This window comes from Proteus hauseri (assembly GCF_040139125.1).
In the GTDB taxonomy this organism is placed as follows: Bacteria; Pseudomonadota; Gammaproteobacteria; order Enterobacterales; family Enterobacteriaceae; genus Proteus; species Proteus hauseri_B.
This window is the reverse complement of the sequence record NZ_JBEEUB010000001.1, coordinates 153,176-172,157: the sequence shown is the minus strand read 5'-3', so window position 1 is coordinate 172,157 and position 18,982 is coordinate 153,176. Positions and strand designations below refer to the sequence as shown.

At 37.3% G+C, this 18,982-nt stretch carries 14 protein-coding genes; 11 read left to right on the top strand and 3 right to left on the bottom strand.

Annotation, left to right across the window (positions count from 1 at the left end):
* Positions 1-164: 164 nt before the first annotated feature.
* The gene (gene ydgH, locus ABN099_RS00750) at positions 165-1,115 is read right to left on the bottom strand and encodes a DUF1471 family protein YdgH (protein ID WP_349461774.1); all 951 of its coding nucleotides are present in this window, start codon (positions 1,113-1,115) and stop codon (positions 165-167) included.
* Between the two features lie 387 nt (positions 1,116-1,502).
* Here ydgH and pntA point away from each other — a divergent pair, with 387 nt between their 5' ends.
* Entirely contained in the window at positions 1,503-3,032 is a 1,530-nt protein-coding gene (gene pntA, locus ABN099_RS00745) for a Re/Si-specific NAD(P)(+) transhydrogenase subunit alpha (RefSeq protein ID WP_349461773.1), read from the top strand.
* 11 nt (positions 3,033-3,043) lie between these two features.
* A complete protein-coding gene (pntB, locus tag ABN099_RS00740; RefSeq protein ID WP_349461772.1) occupies positions 3,044-4,432 on the top strand; it encodes a Re/Si-specific NAD(P)(+) transhydrogenase subunit beta in 1,389 nt (462 codons plus the stop codon).
* A 117-nt stretch (positions 4,433-4,549) separates the two neighbouring features.
* Here the strand turns inward: pntB and uspE are convergent, their stop codons facing one another.
* Positions 4,550-5,500, bottom strand: coding sequence for a universal stress protein UspE (uspE, locus tag ABN099_RS00735; RefSeq protein ID WP_349461771.1), 951 nt, complete (start codon positions 5,498-5,500; stop codon positions 4,550-4,552).
* A gap of 141 nt (positions 5,501-5,641) precedes the next feature.
* Entirely contained in the window at positions 5,642-6,400 is a 759-nt protein-coding gene (gene fnr / locus ABN099_RS00730) for a fumarate/nitrate reduction transcriptional regulator Fnr (protein ID WP_349461770.1), read from the bottom strand.
* 566 nt (positions 6,401-6,966) lie between these two features.
* On the opposite strand from fnr, the gene ABN099_RS00725 reads away from it, so the two are divergent.
* From ABN099_RS00725 to ABN099_RS00685, 9 genes are all read left to right on the top strand, one after another.
* Positions 6,967-9,363, top strand: a complete 2,397-nt coding sequence (locus ABN099_RS00725; RefSeq protein WP_349461769.1) for a DMSO/selenate family reductase complex A subunit — start codon at positions 6,967-6,969, stop codon at positions 9,361-9,363.
* The gene (locus ABN099_RS00720) at positions 9,360-9,989 is read left to right on the top strand and encodes a DMSO/selenate family reductase complex B subunit (RefSeq protein ID WP_349461768.1); all 630 of its coding nucleotides are present in this window, start codon (positions 9,360-9,362) and stop codon (positions 9,987-9,989) included. The genes ABN099_RS00725 and ABN099_RS00720 overlap by 4 nt, the downstream gene beginning before the upstream one ends.
* Entirely contained in the window at positions 9,986-10,858 is an 873-nt protein-coding gene (locus tag ABN099_RS00715; protein WP_349461767.1) for a dimethyl sulfoxide reductase anchor subunit family protein, read from the top strand. Before ABN099_RS00720 ends, ABN099_RS00715 begins: the two co-directional genes overlap by 4 nt.
* 14 nt (positions 10,859-10,872) lie before the next feature.
* The gene (locus ABN099_RS00710) at positions 10,873-11,757 is read left to right on the top strand and encodes a 4Fe-4S binding protein (RefSeq protein ID WP_349461766.1); all 885 of its coding nucleotides are present in this window, start codon (positions 10,873-10,875) and stop codon (positions 11,755-11,757) included.
* A 134-nt stretch (positions 11,758-11,891) separates the two neighbouring features.
* Positions 11,892-12,899 (top strand): NAD(P)H-quinone oxidoreductase, encoded by a 1,008-nt coding sequence (locus ABN099_RS00705; protein WP_349461765.1) that lies wholly within the window; start codon positions 11,892-11,894, stop codon positions 12,897-12,899.
* A 528-nt stretch (positions 12,900-13,427) separates the two neighbouring features.
* Positions 13,428-15,278 (top strand): pyridoxal-dependent decarboxylase, encoded by a 1,851-nt coding sequence (locus ABN099_RS00700; protein WP_349461763.1) that lies wholly within the window; start codon positions 13,428-13,430, stop codon positions 15,276-15,278.
* 427 nt (positions 15,279-15,705) lie between these two features.
* Positions 15,706-16,530 (top strand): helix-turn-helix transcriptional regulator, encoded by an 825-nt coding sequence (locus tag ABN099_RS00695; protein ID WP_349461762.1) that lies wholly within the window; start codon positions 15,706-15,708, stop codon positions 16,528-16,530.
* Positions 16,523-16,678: a hypothetical protein gene (locus ABN099_RS00690; protein WP_349461761.1), complete on the top strand. Its 156-nt coding sequence runs from the start codon at positions 16,523-16,525 to the stop codon at positions 16,676-16,678. Before ABN099_RS00695 ends, ABN099_RS00690 begins: the two co-directional genes overlap by 8 nt.
* 665 nt (positions 16,679-17,343) lie before the next feature.
* Positions 17,344-18,843, top strand: a complete 1,500-nt coding sequence (locus tag ABN099_RS00685; protein WP_349461760.1) for a carbohydrate porin — start codon at positions 17,344-17,346, stop codon at positions 18,841-18,843.
* The last annotated feature ends 139 nt before the right edge of the window (positions 18,844-18,982 follow it).

The following is an 18,982-nucleotide window of genomic DNA, read 5'->3' as shown; positions in this document are numbered from 1 at the left end:
TAAAAACACTAAAAAACAGCGAGATTTTACGGAGAGTTGACTTGGTTGTCTATGCATAAAATCATAAACTTTATGCATTTTTATAGAATGGTTGTGTTGGCTCAAGGTTAGAATAAAAAAAGCCTTGCTTAAGCAAGGCTTTTTAATCGTTCACGCGATGTATTTTATTTAAATAAGTCAGCAGTAATGGTGACTGTACCACCGTCACTCTGCCATTCACGCGTGATATGGTAATATTTAGCACCTTTCTCAGCTGCACGTTTTGCAACTTGATAAGAAATTTCTGGTGAATTAACAAAATAGCCACTGAAAGTAATGGTATCAAATGGATCCATTAATGCCGCAGATGCTTTGTTAATTTCTTGAATCGCTGTACCATCTGGTAAAGTTACAGTGTAACGTCCACCCATCGATGTTTGCGTTTCAGCAAATGTACCGACGCTTCTGTCTAAGTCTGTATTAGAAGCAAGTCCTGGTTTTTCAACTGTATTTGCGGCAGCACCACCTTCAGCAATAAGGGCACGACCTGCATCTGAGTCAAAAGGAACAACGGCTTCTGGCGCTTGAATCGCACGTTTAGGTGCATCTTTTTTATAGATATATGCAGTAACTTCTTGGTTACCACCATCATTTGTCGAGACATTACGCACGATAAAGAATGATGCTGCACCTTTGCTTGCCGCTTTCTTAGCAATGGCATCGTTAATATCAGGAGTTGTTGGGTAATAACCTCTAATAGAAACGGTATCAAAAGGTTGTAGCATAACAGCTTCTGTTTTTGGTAACTCTGCTACCCCATGAAATACGCGATAGGTATCTTCAGCTGCCTTAGGCGCATCTTTTCGATACAAATCAGCAGTAACACTCATGTTGCCGCTATCACTGACATCATCTAGACCTTGAATATAGAAGCTATCAGCACCGACTTTATCAGCACGACGAGAAACTGCGTCAGCTGCTTCATAAATCGCATTAAAGCGACCGATTACTGTAATTCGTTCAAATGGTTTTAATTCTGCTGCCTGTTCTGGCGTCAATTCCTGTGCAGCCTGCGCAACAGTGATACTCGTTAAAGACAACATCGCTGCTGCGATGACTGAGGTTTTCAGCTTCATACAAAATCCTTCCGCCTTGCGCAATTAATATTGGTCATGTGCTGAACATAGTGATCTATCACATAGGGTGCAATTATTACATGTAATAATAGCGTTTGTCGCATTATTTTATTTAGTGAATAACCACTTGGTCAAATGACCAGTATATGTTACCAGATATTTACCTGAAAATAGTGAATAATTCATTAATATGCCTTTTCGACTAAAATGATCCAATTAAGTTCAATTTTAGCTTTACACAGTTATAGATTATTGGTTTTATTTTCAGTAGGTTATTAGAGCTCTAATTTATAGTATGTAAATGACTGTTTTTAACACTAGTTTTGCATATTTATGATATTAATAGAGGAATTTTAACAGTTTTCGTATGGATAAGAAGGGAAAATTATGCGAATTGGTATACCCAAAGAGCGACTTTCTAATGAAACAAGAGTTGCTGCAACACCAGCTACTGTTACTCAACTCATAAAATTAGGATTTACTGTCGCTATTGAAAACGGAGCTGGCATAGCATCTAGCTTTGAAGATAAAGCTTATCATGAAGCGGGCGCTGAAATTGTTGATCATCAAGATATTTGGCAATCAGATATTATTTTGAAGGTTAACGCGCCACTTGATGATGAAATCACATTATTGAAAGAGGGCTGTACATTAGTTAGTTTCATCTGGCCTGCACAAAATGCAGCACTGCTAGAAAAATTAGCTGAAAAAAATATTAATGTTATGGCGATGGATAGCGTACCTCGTATCTCTCGTGCACAATCATTAGATGCTTTAAGTTCAATGGCAAACATTGCAGGTTATCGTGCTGTCGTTGAAGCTGCTCATGAGTTTGGCAGATTTTTCACAGGTCAAATCACAGCCGCTGGTAAAGTACCACCAGCAAAAGTCATGGTTATTGGTGCCGGTGTTGCAGGGCTTGCTGCTATTGGTGCTGCGGGTAGTCTTGGTGCAATTGTTCGCGCTTTTGATACACGTCCGGAAGTTAAAGAACAAGTTCAAAGTATGGGCGCAGAATTCCTTGAACTTGATTTTAAAGAAGAAGCCGGTAGTGGCGATGGTTACGCCAAAGTTATGTCAAAAGCATTTATTGATGCTGAAATGGCACTGTTTGCTGAACAAGCTAAAGATGTTGATATCATCATTACCACGGCACTTATTCCCGGAAAACCAGCTCCTCTTCTTATTACCAAAGAGATGGTTGACTCAATGCGACCAGGAAGTGTGGTAGTTGATTTAGCAGCTCAAAATGGCGGTAACTGTGAATACACTGTACCCAATACTGTTTTTACTACAGAACATGGCGTAAAAATTATTGGTTATACCGATTTGGCGGCACGTCTACCTGCACAATCTTCTCAGCTTTATGGTACTAACTTAGTTAACCTACTGAAATTATTGTGTAAAGAAAAAGATGGCAACATCAATATCGACTTTGAAGATGTTGTTATCCGTGGCGTTACTGTTATTCGTGCCGGAGAAGTTACGTGGCCTGCGCCACCAATTCAGGTTTCAGCGCAACCCAAAGCTGCACCAGCGGCTAAACCAAAAGAAAAACCAGTAGCAAAACCTATTTCTCCTTGGAAAAAATACGGTTTATTAGCTATCGCTTTTCTATTATTCGCATGGCTTGCTAATGTTGCACCGAAAGAGTTCTTATCTCATTTTACGGTATTCGCACTATCTTGCGTGGTAGGTTATTACGTTGTTTGGAATGTCAGTCATTCACTACATACACCGTTAATGTCAGTAACAAATGCAATTTCAGGCATTATCGTTGTAGGTGCGCTATTACAAATTGGTAGTGGTGGTTGGGTAAGTTTATTCTCATTTGTCGCTATTTTAATAGCGAGCATTAATATTTTTGGTGGATTCACCGTTACTCAACGTATGTTGAAAATGTTCCGTAAAGGATAAGGGAGGCAATTATGTCCAGCGGAGTTGTTACAGCGGCATATATTGTCGCCGCAATATTATTTATTTTTAGCCTTGCAGGTTTATCAAAGCATGAAACCTCTAAACAAGGGAACTACTTTGGTATAGCGGGAATGGCGATAGCGTTATTCGCTACTATATTCGGACCTTATGCAGGTAATGTTGGCTGGATTATTATTGCAATGGTAGTGGGTGGTGTTATTGGTATTCGACTGGCAAAAAAAGTCGAAATGACACAAATGCCAGAACTTGTTGCGATCTTACACAGTTTTGTTGGTTTAGCTGCTGTTTTAGTGGGCTTTAATAGCTATCTTGATCACAATACAGCAATGGAACCTGTGATGGTTAATATCCATCTAACGGAAGTTTTTCTCGGTATTTTCATTGGTGCCGTGACGTTTACAGGTTCAATTGTTGCTTATGGTAAATTAAGTGGAAAAATGTCATCTAAACCGATGATGTTGCCTAATCGCCATAAATTAAACCTAGCTGCTTTAGTGGTCTCATTTTTACTCATGGTTTGGTTTGTAAAAACCGACAGCGTCGGTTTACAAATTTTCCTTATTATCGCAATGACACTAATCGCATTGGCATTTGGATGGCACTTAGTCGCTTCCATTGGTGGTGCTGATATGCCAGTTGTAGTATCGATGCTGAACTCCTATTCAGGATGGGCTGCTGCTGCTGCGGGTTTCATGTTAAGCAACGACTTGTTAATTGTAACCGGTGCATTAGTCGGTTCTTCAGGTGCAATTCTTTCTTATATTATGTGTAAAGCGATGAACCGTTCGTTTTTCAGCGTAATTGCAGGTGGATTTGGTACAGATGGTTCCGCCTCGACTGAAGAGAGCGAAATGGGTGAATATCGTGAAACAACGGCTGAAGAAGTGGCTGATATGCTGAAGAATTCAACTTCAGTTATTATCACCCCAGGCTATGGACTTGCTGTTGCCCAAGCACAATATCCAGTGCACGATATTACCGAAAAACTTCGTCAACGCGGTATTAAAGTACGCTTTGGTATTCACCCTGTTGCGGGTCGTTTGCCTGGACATATGAACGTATTGTTAGCTGAAGCTAAAGTACCTTATGACATCGTATTAGAAATGGATGAAATCAATGATGATTTTACCGACACTGATACAGTCTTAGTTATTGGTGCTAATGATACCGTTAACCCGGCAGCGCAGGATGATCCGAATAGCCCAATCGCAGGTATGCCAGTATTGGAAGTGTGGAAAGCACAGAATGTAATCGTATTTAAACGTTCAATGAATACAGGTTACGCGGGTGTGCAAAACCCGTTATTCTTTAAAGAAAATACACAAATGCTATTTGGTGATGCTAAAGACAGTGTTGATGCAATTCTAAAAGCACTGTAATACACAACACATCACAACTATATGTAATAGAAAAATGTAATAAAAAACAGGTAATAGAAAAAACGCCCAATTGGGCGTTTTTTTATGAAGCAACGTAATAAGCTATGAATAAATATTTTAATCGTGATCTTTATCAACCGTAATAGGGCAAGTGAAACCATCAGGCTTAATTGCTAACAAATCACATTTTATATGGTCGATCAGCTGTTCTGCGGTATTGCCTAAAAATGCGGCGGAAAGTCCCGTTCTTCCTAAAATACCTAAAACAACAATACCTGCATTAAGCTCTTCACACATCTGAGGAATAACTTGTTCTGGCAATCCCTCTTTAACATATGTTTTTTCTTCAGGAATAGAAAACTTCTGGCGAAGTTCCTTCATGGCAATAAGATGCTGACCTCGTAACGCATTGTTATAAAGGTTAGGGTCAAAATCGGGGAGTTCAATAGCAATATTAATAGGCGCGACTGGATAAGCACTTAATAAACGCACATCAGGATCTTTTTGTATGCGATGAGATAAATCGTTAGTTAGCTCAATCAATTTTAAGTTAAGTGCATCGTGATACGACTCTTCGTTAGATAAATTAGCAGCAACAACGATAGAACCATATTCTGGCCACTCTTTATCTTTCACCATCCAAACAGGACAAGGGCATTTTCTTAACAGCTGCCAATCGAGAGGCGTAAAAATAAGCGAGCCTAATTTATCGTGTTGATGTGCCATTTTTAGCAACAAGTCATGCTCATAAGCGACAACTTCTTCAATGATGGCTTCATAAGGGCGGTTATGCCAAATAACTTTAACATCAATTTCGATGCCAGCTTCAAGATAATAGCGAGCCTGTTGTTTTATCCAAGCGGCTTTTTGGCTAATAACACCTTTACGCATTGCATTGCGTTCATCGGGAGATAAAAGGGTGGTCATGTCATAAGAGAGATCGTAAACCGGTAGAAAAGCTTTTATCCGCCCACCATTACGCTGAACGATATAGACCGCGCGACGAAGTGCGGGTTGGTCATCTTGGTTAGGATCAATGACAACGAGAAGGTTTTGATATTTTTCCATTGTAATATCCTCTTTAGGGCTGGATTTATCCATCTACTTTTTAAAGATAACCCAAGAAGATAAAATGCAATAGCACAAAATAGAAAACGGGTCACAAATTTGTGTGACCCGTTATAAAAAATGAAATATGTGAAATAAAAATTAGACTTCTGCGGAAGAAGGGAGTTTACCCGCTAATTCACTCAACAGAGTATTATCTTCGATGGTAATATATTTACCTTTCACACTTAACATTCCACTTTTTTGGAAGCGTCCTAATAAACGGCTAATAGTTTCAACAGTAAGACCTAAGTAGTTACCGATATCACCACGAGTCATCGTTAAACGAAACTCTCGAGGTGAGAAACCACGCTGTGCAAAACGGCGAGAGAGATTATAAATAAAAGCGGCAAGACGTTCTTCTGCATTCTTTTTCGATAACAGTAAGATCATCTCTTGATCGCCTTTAATCTCACCACTCATTAAGCGCATCATTTGTTGACGTAGGTTAGGCATCTTGCCTGACAGATCATCTAATGTTTCAAATGGGATTTCACAAACCATTGAGGTTTCAAGCGCTTGTGCGAAACTTGGATGTTCAGTATTAATAATGGCGTCAAATCCAACCAAGTCACCTGCAAGATGAAAACCCGTTATTTGTTCGTCGCCTTCTTCCGTTATGGTATAACTTTTAATCGTACCTGAACGGATGGCATAAAGTGATTTCAGCTCATCACCAGCTTTAAACAGGGTTTGCCCTTTTTGGATGGGCTTTTTACGCTCGATAATATTATCGAGTTGATCAAGCTCATGCTCGTTTAAAGTAAACGGGATGCAGAGCTGGCTAATACTGCAATCTTGACAATGGATTGCACAACCGCCAGATTGGATTCGGCGAACGACGCGTTTTTCTGGGATCATAAGCTTGCTCATTACAAATAAAAATATTGATATGCGTCAATTTTAACACATATTACTGTATTTAGTAAGGGGAATAACGGTACGCATAGAAATAATTCTGAATGTAACAAATCATGTATATTGATAAAAACAATGTTTTGTTTGGAGGCTAATTTAGAACAATTTGCGCTAACCCTATACTGAGTTGGTATATTATTCGATTTTCTAGGTAAGTCATAGAGGTATTGCTAAATTATCCTTGTCAAACAGCAAAAATCAAGCTGCGCTCCAAAAATTTCTATCTTTATATTGACATTTCATTTACCTCTTTATCTTAAATCCGTGTTTTTCCTACTGTTCCTTTTATTTTATTAATACTTTTTAAGTAGAGTTCACTAGATGTATTTTTGATACAACTTAATGCTAACTAGAGTTAGCTTTACGTTATAAAATCGCAATTATAGTGCGAATAATTCGCAGTTACTGAAATATTCGGTTACCTATTAAGTGGTATTGATGTGTATCAATAAGGGTTAACCACCATATCCTATTATTTTCACTGACAAGAGTCATTATGTGAGAATAATATGTTTATAAAAAAAATAGAAGAAAAGCAACAAAATGAAGGGGTTATAAGTTTAACTCGCCGTCATTTTGTACAAGCTAGCGCAGCTTTAGTTAGTGTGCCATTTTTCGCACGAAATGCACAAGCTAATGCTGATAAAAGTTTGCCTATGGCTGAAGTGGATGGAAAAGCAGCTACGGTTGTTGCAACTTGTAGTACTTTTGACTGTGGTGGTAAATGTGACATTCGTGCACATATTAAAGATGGCATTGTAACTCGGATAACAACCAGACCGGATAACGAGTTAGATGAAGAAATGCCAATTATGAGAGCCTGTGTGCGTGGCAGAGGCTATCGTAAATTTTCTTATCATGCAGATAGACTTAAATATCCAATGAAACGGATTGGTAAACGCGGCGAAGGCAAGTTCGAGCGTATTTCATGGGATGAAGCAACCACCATGATTGCCGAGAATGTCACACGTTTAACGGAGAAACATGGTGCTGCAAGTCGCTTTTTAACGGTAAGTACTGCAGTAACAGGCGGGATCTTCTCTGGTGATACCATGATGAAGAAACTGTTTAACTTAACCGGAGGATATCTTCCTTATTACCACTCCGTTAGTCTGGGCAACACAGCAAAAGTAACGCCTTATACTTACGGTATATCTAAAACGGGGAGTTCACTCGATACATTAGAAAAAACACCATTAGTGATTTTATGGGGACACAACCCAAATGAAACTATTTTTGGTCATACCAACCACTATTTTCAGAAAATGAAAAATAGTGGTACTAAGTTTATTGTTGTTGACCCTCGTTATTCTGATACTGCCCAATCATTAGCTGATCAATGGATCCCGCTGTTGCCTACCACTGATAATGCGTTAATGGATGCAATGATGTATGTCATTGTTAGTGAAAACCTACACGACAAACTTTTTATTGATAAATATGTTGTTGGTTTTGATGAAGAACATATGCCAGAAGGTGTTCCAGCAAATGAATCTTTAGTTGCCTACTTAATGGGTAAAAAAGATGGATTTGAAAAAACACCAGAATGGGCAGAAAAAATCACTCGTGTTCCTGCAAATACTATTCGTCAATTAGCGCGTGAATATGCAATGACCAAACCAGCCGCATTAATTCAAGGCTGGGGGCCTCAACGTCATATTTGTGGTGAGCGTAGTGCTCGTGGCTCAACATTATTAGCCGCCATTACGGGCAATGTGGGTAAAAAAGGCGCTTGGGCTGCGGGATATGGTGGTATTGGCAATCGCCAATCTATGCATGGTCCTGATATTGGTAAAAATCCAATCGAAGCCAAAGTTTCTATTATGAACTGGATGCAAGCGGTTGAAGATGCAAGTAAAGTTCGACCAGAAGATGGATTAGTCGGTGTTGATAAACTTGATAGTAATATCAAGATGATCTTCTCGCTAGCGGGTAACTATTTAGTTAACCAAAATCCGGATGTTAATGCGGCAGCTAAATTATTAGCTGATGATTCAAAAGTCGAGTTTATCGTTGTCAGTGATTTATATATGTCACCGTCAGCGAAATATGCAGATTTAGTGTTGCCTGAAACCAGTTTTCTAGAGCGCTGGAATGTTGGTGATACTTGGGGAACGGGTAGTTATTGTATTCTTTCTGAAAAAGTTGTTGAACCTGCATTTGAACGCCGCTCAGATTATGACTGGATAACTGAAGTTGCAGCAAAAATGGGCGTGAAAGATGCGTTTACTGAAGGTCGCACCGAAAAAGAGTGGATTGCTCATGTTGTTAATGCCAACAAAGAACGATTAAAAGACAGACCTGATTTCCCTGATTTTGAAGAATTGGTTAAAACACGTCGTTATCTCTTTAAAGACAAGCCTTTTGTCGCTTTTGAAGCAAATATTCGTGATCCTGAAAATAATCCATTCCCAACACCATCAGGAAAAATTGAGATTTTCTCTAAACGTCTTTATGACATGAACAATCCTGATATTCCTGCATTGTCACATTATGTGCCTGCTATCGAAGGACCTGAAGATAAACTGACAGCAATTTACCCATTACAAATGTTGACATGGAAAGGGAAAAATCGAGCTAACTCAACACAATACGATAACCCTTGGTTAAAAGAAGCACAACAACAAGAAGCGTGGATAAATCCAATTGATGCACAAAACCGTGGCATTAAAAATGGTGATATGGTGCGTATTTATAACGACAGAGGAATTACTCAAATTCCAGCATTAGTTACGCAACGCATTATTCCCGGTGTTGTTGGATTACAAGCTGGCGCTTGGTGGTCACCGGATAAAGATGGAATAGACCATGGTGGCTGCCCTAATGTTTTAACATCAACACGAATGACACCATTGGCACATGGTAATTCGCATTTGACCGTCTTAGTTGAGGTAGCCAAAGCATGAGTGATTTTAAAGAATATGCACCAGTGAGCGACGAACAGCTCGGTTTCTTTATTGATTCCTCACGCTGTTCTGGTTGTAAAGCATGCCAAGTGGCGTGTAAAGATAAAAACAACTTAGAAGTAGGTCGCCGTTTTCGTCGAATCTATGAAGTAAAAGGAGGGGGTTTTGCACCAAATGGTCATGGCGGTTTTGAGAACAATGTTTTTGCATATACGCTGACAATCTCTTGTAACCATTGCGACGATCCCATTTGTGCGAAAAACTGCCCAACAACCGCCATGCATAAACGCCCAGGCGATGGCATTGTTCGCGTTGATACCAGCAAATGTGTTGGCTGTGGTTACTGTTCTTGGTCATGTCCTTATGGCGCGCCACAAATGAATAAAGAGACCGGGCAAATGTCGAAGTGCGACTTCTGTATTGATCTGTTATCAGAAGGAAAAAATCCTATCTGTGTCGATACATGCCCATTAAATGCAATTAAATTTGGCAAAATTAAAGATTTAAGAGCGAAGTATGGCAATTTAAGCCAAGTCCAAGGATTACCTGATTTCACCATGACTAATCCGAATTTAGTTATCAAACCACATACTGGCGCGATGAAAAAAGGAGGAAATCAAGCATGAGTGAATGGCCATTAGTTACCTTTACTTTGTTCGTTCAAAGTTCTGTTGGTGTGATTGTTCTAACCGCGCTTTACTTTTGCTGGTTAGAAAAAGAGATTGGTAATCAACGCGCAACTGTTGCAATGCGTCCTGTTTTACTTACAGGTGCAGTATTAGGTTGTTTGGGGTTACTGGCATCGACATTACATATGGGATATCCGTGGAATGCATTTCATGCATTACGCCATATTTCATCGTCATGGTTAAGTCGTGAAATTATCTTTGCAGCGATTTATCTAGGTGCTTTATGCCTTTATACCTTAATGGTATTAATTAAAGGGCATATGAATAAAACCATACTCGCTATCATTGGTTTATTGGGCATTATTGATATTTTCTGCATGGCATCACTTTATTACAACACATCGATGCTGACATGGATGCACGCCAATACATACTTTATGTTTATTGGTGCTCTCTTTTCAGCTGGCGCTGCAATTGCGTTATCGATCACAGCAATGCGTGTTAAGGCGTTTGTAAATGGTGAATTAGCGAAGAAAATGGTGTTTAGTGCTCTTGGTTTAATCTTTTTTGCTGTTACTCTTCGCATGGCTGTTCAACCTTTCTATTTAGAATGGATGTCAGCAACAATGTTAACTAATGATGCAATTACTTTCCCTCATACGCCTATCATTGCGTATAATGAAACATTCGAATTAAGAATATCTGCATGGATATTGTCTATTCTCAGTATTGTTATGATTGGATATAGCTTGTGGAAATATCGTGCGGCTGTATTTACATCAGGATCACGCCTGTTATTAGCAGGTTGTGGTGTAACTATTATTGCTGAGATACTTAATCGCTTTGCATTTTTTATAGTTAAGTAACGGAGTCATAATGTATGAGGCGTTTTATTAAGGTGGAGCTTCCCCCTGAACCTGTAATTAATGATAAATGTGTCAGGAAACGCCTCAAACAAAGCCTATGTGATAGCTGCTCAAGAAGTTGCCCTGTGGGCGCTATCACTTTTGGTCATTTAAGCGTCGAAATAGATAATGAGCTATGCTTTCAATGCGGTAACTGCTTATTTACTTGCCCTGTTGATGCGATAGAAAATATCACACCTCATGAAAGAACCTACCAAGATAACTTATTAGTGGTTAACCACGACGAACCGCTTGCCAGCATTGAAGAATTATTAGTCTGGCATCGCCAATTTCAAATTCGTGGTATGAAAATAGCCGAGCCTTTAGTTGATAAATGGCTTCCAGTATTGGCTAAATTAAACTTACAACTCAAAACGTTACAAGAACCTATTTGGCAGTTAGTTATCACAGAACCAACAGTGATAGATAGTGGCAGACGCTTTATGCTTTTTCGTCAAAAACTCGATGAAAAACCACTTAATAAAAGTCATGTAAAAACAGGATTAAATGCAAGAAAACAGCTTTATCCTGAAGATAGTTGGTTTCAAATTAAACTGGATAAAGAGAGCTGCATCCTCTGTTCTGCTTGCGCTAAAGTATGCGATGAAAATGCCATTGAGCTTGAAGATAATATTTTTGCGATAGATGAAAAACGCTGCACGGGGTGTATGAGCTGCCAAGTTGTTTGTTTTCCTAAATCTATAACTGTAAATGAACAAGTCGCAAAAAATAGTGAACCCACACGTTATCATTATTACGATGCTCAGTGTGAAAAGTGTCGTTTAGCATTTCTTGCATGGGAGGCAGGATCAAAACTATGCCCTATTTGTACACAACATAAAAGGCAAGGTTGGTTATAATTTTCCATTAGTGCTTTAATATTTTACTTGTCAGTTTGATAAAACTATTATCGGCTATATTGATATTCGTTTTTATTTAGTGGTTAAAACATCATTAAATTCTGTTGGCGAGTAAAAGAGATAAGGGATAACTAATGACCCAAAACTACATATTACCCAAAGAGATGATCGAAATTGCGATTATTGAACCAGGTGGTATTGATAAACTCCAACCACAAATCTCACCATTACCCTTATTAGCGCCTCACTATATGTTAGTTAAAGTGGGAGCTGCTGGTGTAAATCGACCAGATATATTTCAACGTCAAGGTAGTTACCCTCCACCAGCAGATGCATCACCTATTCCTGGATTAGAAATAGCGGGTGAAGTTGTTGCTTTAGGAGAAGGGTGCACTCATTGGAAATTAGGTGATCGCGTTTGTGCTTTAGTTGCTGGAGGAGGATATGCACAATATTGTCTGGTACATGAAGATATCGCACTACCATCAATGGAAATGAGTGATATTGAGGCGGCTGCATTACCTGAAAATCTATTCACAGTATGGGCAAATCTTTTCCAATTAGGAAAATTGAAAAAGGGTGAGTCTGTTCTTATACATGGTGGTACCTCTGGCATTGGTTCTATTGCTATTATGCTTGCCCATGCAATAGGTGCAACAGTATATACAACTGTTGGATCAGTTGAAAAAGAAGCGGTTGCATTAAGATTGGGTGCTGATTATGTCATTAACTATAAATTAAAGGATTTTGCTCAAGAAATTCCTATCTTAACAAATGGAGTCGGCGTTGATGTTATCCTTGATATTATTGGCGGTGATTACGTTGAAAAAAATTATCAAGTTGCCGCTAAATTTGGCAGAGTAATACAAGTTGGTATGATGAAAGGAATGCCTAAAAGCTTAAATATGATGCCAATGATGGTCAAACGATTAGTTCATACTGGCTCAACGATGCGCTCTCGAACAGTAGAAGAAAAAGCACAAATAGCACAAGAATTAAAACAACAAATTTGGCAATTAGTCACTATTGGGAAAATAAAACCCATTATCAATGCAGTTTACCCATTAGATAAAGTGGGGAAAGCACATCAATTAATGGAGTCTGGCGACTTAATTGGTAAAGTTATGCTAGATCTCTCCTGATATAACAAAAATAGATTATATAGAGCCTGTAAAAAATATTTTGTTATAAGCAATATTGCTAGGCTGTATAGTTTGATCGCGATTATTCTGAAAAACACACATCAAATTTATTGTGTGTTTTTTTCTATTGAAATAAAAACTTATGACTTTTAATAAAAAAATCCCACTTTAGAAGAACAAAATAAATAATCCTTACTTTGTAATAGATATTAGTCGATAAAAACGGTTGTATATTTATATTAGGTTAGGGTTAAGTATTGACCACGGCGAAAATAATATAATATTCATTAAAATATAACTTAAATCAAAATTGATAATAAAGAAGTGGAATTAACGAATAAAATTGAATAGTTTGTCATTAAAGAATAAAAATATAATCATAGCTTCTAAAATCTTAACTGATATCAATAAAATAAAGAAGATTCTTACTCATCATGTAGTATATCATTTAAAAAGTGATTTATTAATTATGCTAAATAAGCACAATTTTCATTAGAATTAATAACAAAATTTTATATAGGTGCGATGATGGCAAACAACAAAGAAATCTGTCTGAGTGCTACAGAACGTGTATATCATTCAAGAACGACTGATACCGCAGCATGTTATCATCGAGAGATGACAAAAATATTAATGGATAGTGAATATCTTTTTTCTAAAGCCCAAAAAACAAAAATAAATAGTAGTGATAACATTGAATTCAAAACAAGAAACAATGCTACTGAAAAAAGAGCAGTCGATAATGCTTATGACAATATTCTTACTGCATTAAAACAGCAAATTTTTAATAGTCAGCCACATATAGAACCCTATTTTTCGCATCATAATTCGCAAGTGATGCAATTGGCAAAATTAGGGTATCTCAGTGCATTGGCATATAACTCAGATAATGTATTTAACAATCACTCGCCACTACAAAAGCAGCAAGAAAAAGCCATTACAAGTGATCTTTGCCAATTAATTGGATTTGATACAGATAAAGCTTTTGGACATATAACCACAAGCCATATTCTTGCTTGTTATGAAATACTTTGGGCATTAAGAAACCTAAAGACATTACCAATGGCAATTGCAAGACACCCTAAATCAAGAGATTTAGTTGCTGATAAAAAAGCATTTGAATTATTCAACATGTCTGTCAGTGAAATTTTATCGATAGGCGAAAAACTGCATGAACGAGGTATTTTTGACGATGTAAGTAATCTCACTTGTCGAGGTACTGGCATGACTCGAACAATGCATCTAGGTAAGTTACTTGTTCCTATTTCTCGGTTTGAATTTTGGAAAAAGGCAATGGATATTTTGGGATTAGGTTATGACAACCTAATTGCACTGCCTATAGATGAAACATTTAGAACAGATACAAAAAAAACACGAGAGATAATTTTACGACTGATAGAGCAGGGTGAACCAATTCTTGGTGTGATTGGTGTTTTAGGATCACCAACTTATGGCAGTATTGATATGCTAAAACCACTTTTTGAGTTACGCGAAGAGTGCGAGCATAAATATAATAGCTCATTTTATATTCATATTGATGCAGCGCAGCTTGGCTATATGAAGAGCTTATTTCTTGATAAAGATAACCAAATAATTCCTTATGAAGTATTGAGTAAAAGAATCAAAAAGGAAGCACCTGAACTTGAATTACAACCCGGCATTTATGACAGCTTTGTTTATTTATCTTTAGCTGATTCGGTTTCATTTGAACCTTTCCAAGCCGGATTTTCACCATATCCTACGGGGATCGTTTGCATTAAAGATGCACGTATGAGCCGTTTTCTAGCCAACCCACCGAAAGTATGTCCTGAGCAAGCTGATGCTGCTTATGAAATTGAGGGGATCCAATCCGCGCCAGCAGTTGCATCAATTTGGAGCATTCATCAACTTTATCCATTTAATACATCAGGTTTTGGTCAACATGCACAAGCTTTATGGAAAGCTAGAGTAAAACTTGAAAAAATATTGAAAAAAGCTAAGGAAATAAAAAAAGGTGGTAAGTCTTATATCATTAAACCATTACCAACCTCTGATTTTAACAAACTTAGTTTTGCGATAGTTATTAAAGGCAATCATGCCTTAGAAGTACAAAATAATCTCAATAAAGCTATCTATGAAAATTTAGTTTTACAGAGTAATTATAAACAAGATTTGAATTTACTGACACTTTGCGCCCGTAATAGTGATGATATTCCGGCTAAATTCTGTTATGAATGCGATTTAGATAAAAATGAATGGCAAAAAATCAAGCACTTAAACCTACTTCAATTAACAATGAAAGACGCAGAAAAATGCGGAGTTCAACATATAGATGCTGGGTATCAATATATCAAAAAGGTTGTTTTATCTGCATTAGAAAACCAGTCAATAGAAGTATAGTTTTTGTTGATTTAGTTGTTACTTAGGCAGAAGGCGGATAACAACCCCGCCTTTTTGCTATAATTTGTTTATTAAAACATTTGGTTATTAGAAATATATAAGTGACAGCGTCACTTAATAACTGCGTTTTTCATCTTTCTGCTATTTTTTCACTTCCTCTTATCTGTTCTTAACGATAATAATTTTGTCTAAAAGATATTTTTGACCTTATTTTTACGTTGATAGCACAGAATACCAAGCTAGAGAATAAGAATCATTCATAATAATATTTGCTACTTAAAAATATAATCATAAATAAATCAAATTGTTAAGCTAAAATGAAGTTTTAGATAAGTAAATAGATATATCTAAAACTTGATCGTTTAGATATATCGGATTATATTATTACACATAATTTCGATATATCTAAAACAATGAGGGAATATTTATGATGATTCGAGCATTAAACTCACTTTACCAACAACATGCCGATAATGGCGAACACGGTGGTCGTGGGCATGGTCATGGAAAAGGTCGTTGTGGTGGAAAGGGTAAGCAAACCCAGCACCATGAAGGTCATGGCGAATGTTGTCATGGAGAACGTGGTGAACATGGAAAACACCATGAAGGTCATGGTGAATGTTGTCACGGAGAACGTGGTGAGCATGGTAAACACCATGAAGGTCATGGCGAATGTTGTCACGGAGAACGTGGTGAACAAGGCAAACAACGCGGTCGCGGCTGTGGAAGCAGAGGTAAGGGTCGTCAACTAAAACGCATGTTTGATCATGGTGACTTACGCGTTTTATTGCTTAGCATGATTGCGACTAAAGCGAGTCATGGCTATGAAATAATTCGAGGTATTGAAGAAGCATCTTCAGGTTTGTATGTGCCAAGCCCAGGCGTTATCTATCCAACGTTAACATTGCTTGAAGAGCAAGATCTCGTTGTGGCAAACATTGCTGAAAAAGGGCGTAAAAACTATAGCATTACACCTGAAGGTACGATTTTCTTAGCTGAACATCAGGAAATTGCACAAAATATTCAGACTAAACTCGCTTATGCCAGAGATTTATCTCAAAACGCTGGCGGTGTTTCTGAAGACATTGAGTCTGCTGTAGGTAAATTAAAAGCAGTATTGCGCCATAAATTGGTATTAAAAGAGCTATCTGTTGAAAAAGCAGAACGTATTGCATCTATTCTTAATGAAGCAGTAGCAAAAATTGAAGCTATTAATGAGGCGTTGATCTCTGAGGAAAGGGAAGATGAATAAAACGGAAACGCAACCACAAGATAGAAGAAAAAATAGTGATATAGAAAAAGAGGATTTAGAAAATAATCCTGCACTAAAAGAACAAATTTGTCCTAAAATGCCAGTATCTTATTTTCGCCGAGCATTGCGTAAACCCGGTAGAATATAACGATAGATAGACGGAGGTTATAATTTAATGACCTCTGTCAATTACTGTAATAACTTAGCGCTAACTTAGTATCTCTTTGAAATTATCGATTAAAGCTAGCTTTTCAATCGCAAAGGCAAGCTCTCTTCTCTTTATACACATCTCGTTCTAACAATCTTTAATACCACTAATGCTAAAGATTAATTCTTTTGTTTAAATACAAATGGTTTAAATACAAAGTAGTCTTATTTAGACGTGAAACAGCTTAATTTATCTTGAGTTATTGTACCTACATCAAAAAAAGTAAAATTGCCTATGGAAATGTTCCATATTAACGATTACTTTAGACTAGCTATCTCTATAAACCAATAAAAATAGAAAACACAAACCAGAACTCAGCTTAAAATAAGCATTACAAATATCATCAGCTGTAAATCCGCTCTATCTAAAAGCACTTAAGCGAGAATAAGTGTGCCAATTTAGCTAGTTTAATAAGGTGCAGTAGAATGACTAATTGCTTAACAATAAGCTTAAGATGTGAATAACTATCTGATACTAAAATAAAAAAGTACAGAAGATAAAATCATAATAATAATTCCATCAATTAAAGCAATCGATCACTCAATTGAATGCTGGGTATCGTAATGCCAATTTCAGTCCACATTGCTAGATTTAGGAATATTTGAATGAAAATGAAATCATTATCGTTAGCTATTGGTTTGGTGTTAGCAATACCACTGTATGCAAATGCTCAAACAGATATGAACGCAATTGAAGCGAGACTAAATGCACTAGAGCAACGAGCAGCGAATGCTGAAGCAAGAGCGGTAGCTGCTGAACAAAAAGCGGCTAGACTTGAGCAATTAATTGTTTCAAGTAATGCATCTAGCAACACCGTTTCCTCAAAAAATAATGCCTCAACAAACATAGAACAACGTGTTTCAGTATTAGAAAAACAGTCTGAAGACACTCAAGTGAAAGCAATCCAAACTCAAGCTAAACTTGATGAAATAGGACAACAGCAAGTAGCAAAAGATACTGAAAATAAAGGCCTTTTCTCTACTAATACAGACTGGGGAAATCTTAAGTTATATGGAGATGTTGAATATAATATCGATGCTGCTAGTAAAAAAGGTCAGTTGACATCAATGCGCTCAATGCCAGGTAATCAAAAAGACTTTGATGATAGTGAAAAATGGGGACTTAATGGTCGCATTTTAATTGGTATTGATGGTGAACGAGCATTAAGAAATGGTAATTATGCAGGATTTCGTGTTCAACCAATGGCAGATATGACCGGAAAAATGAATCTTGATGATGCTGTGTTTTATTTTGGTCAACGTGATAAATGGCAATATAAAATTGGGCGTTATGAAGCTTATGACATGTTCCCATTGAACCAAGATACCTTTGTCGAATATTCCGGTAATACAGCCAATGACCTATATGGTGATGGTTTTGGCTATATCTATATGATGAAAGAAGGGCGAGGTCGTAGTAGTGATGGCGGTAGCATGATGGTCAATACTCAATATGACAATTGGTATTTTGAGTTAAACGCCTTAGTCGAAGATGGCACCTCTGTATTTAAAGATAGCGAATATCACGGTAGAAAACTGGATAACCGTAAAAATGTTATTTATATGAGACCTGTGGTGGCATGGCAAAAAGATAATTTTACTATTGCTGCGGCCGTAGATGGTAACGTTATCAGTAATGCATATGGTTATGAAGATGCTAATGGTAATTTCCAAGATCAATCACGTCGTACTGGTTATGGTCTTACTCTGAAGTGGGATACGTTATCAAATGATCCAATTAATGGCATTGTGGCTAATTTAAGCACAGCTTATCTTGATGCTAAAAATGAGAACGATTTCTCTATAGGAGGAAACGTCTTATGGCAAAAATTCCAGCTAGGTTATATTTATGCACATAACGATATCAAAGCTTACGATAAAAAAATCATAGGTAATAATGATAGTTATCTTACCGTTAACCCAGGGAAATACAGCATCAACACTGTATTTGCTTCTTATGAACTGCCTAATATTTTAGGTATGGATAACTTTAAAACTTACTTAGGCGCTTACTACTCTCATATTGATGGTCAAGATGACATTAATGTAGAGAATGGCGATAAAGATCGCTATGGTGCAAGGGTTCGTTTTAAATATCTTTTTTAATTCTGATATTGCTATTAATACCGGTCTATTTTGTAGATCGGTAGTTTTTTTTCATTATTTCAGCTCATGCTATCTAAGTTGTGAGATCTCTCGAGTTTTTGAGACTCAGACCGATAGGTGACTGATTTTTCAAGTGCTA

Coding starts and splice junctions, on each gene's coding strand:
- ydgH (WP_349461774.1), bottom strand. CDS start 1,115: ATGAAGCTGAAAACCTCAGTCATCGCAGCAGCGATGTTGTCTTTAACG.
- pntA (WP_349461773.1), top strand. CDS start 1,503: ATGCGAATTGGTATACCCAAAGAGCGACTTTCTAATGAAACAAGAGTT.
- pntB (WP_349461772.1), top strand. CDS start 3,044: ATGTCCAGCGGAGTTGTTACAGCGGCATATATTGTCGCCGCAATATTA.
- uspE (WP_349461771.1), bottom strand. CDS start 5,500: ATGGAAAAATATCAAAACCTTCTCGTTGTCATTGATCCTAACCAAGAT.
- fnr (WP_349461770.1), bottom strand. CDS start 6,400: ATGATCCCAGAAAAACGCGTCGTTCGCCGAATCCAATCTGGCGGTTGT.
- ABN099_RS00725 (WP_349461769.1), top strand. CDS start 6,967: ATGTTTATAAAAAAAATAGAAGAAAAGCAACAAAATGAAGGGGTTATA.
- ABN099_RS00720 (WP_349461768.1), top strand. CDS start 9,360: ATGAGTGATTTTAAAGAATATGCACCAGTGAGCGACGAACAGCTCGGT.
- ABN099_RS00715 (WP_349461767.1), top strand. CDS start 9,986: ATGAGTGAATGGCCATTAGTTACCTTTACTTTGTTCGTTCAAAGTTCT.
- ABN099_RS00710 (WP_349461766.1), top strand. CDS start 10,873: ATGAGGCGTTTTATTAAGGTGGAGCTTCCCCCTGAACCTGTAATTAAT.
- ABN099_RS00705 (WP_349461765.1), top strand. CDS start 11,892: ATGACCCAAAACTACATATTACCCAAAGAGATGATCGAAATTGCGATT.
- ABN099_RS00700 (WP_349461763.1), top strand. CDS start 13,428: ATGGCAAACAACAAAGAAATCTGTCTGAGTGCTACAGAACGTGTATAT.
- ABN099_RS00695 (WP_349461762.1), top strand. CDS start 15,706: ATGATGATTCGAGCATTAAACTCACTTTACCAACAACATGCCGATAAT.
- ABN099_RS00690 (WP_349461761.1), top strand. CDS start 16,523: ATGAATAAAACGGAAACGCAACCACAAGATAGAAGAAAAAATAGTGAT.
- ABN099_RS00685 (WP_349461760.1), top strand. CDS start 17,344: ATGAAAATGAAATCATTATCGTTAGCTATTGGTTTGGTGTTAGCAATA.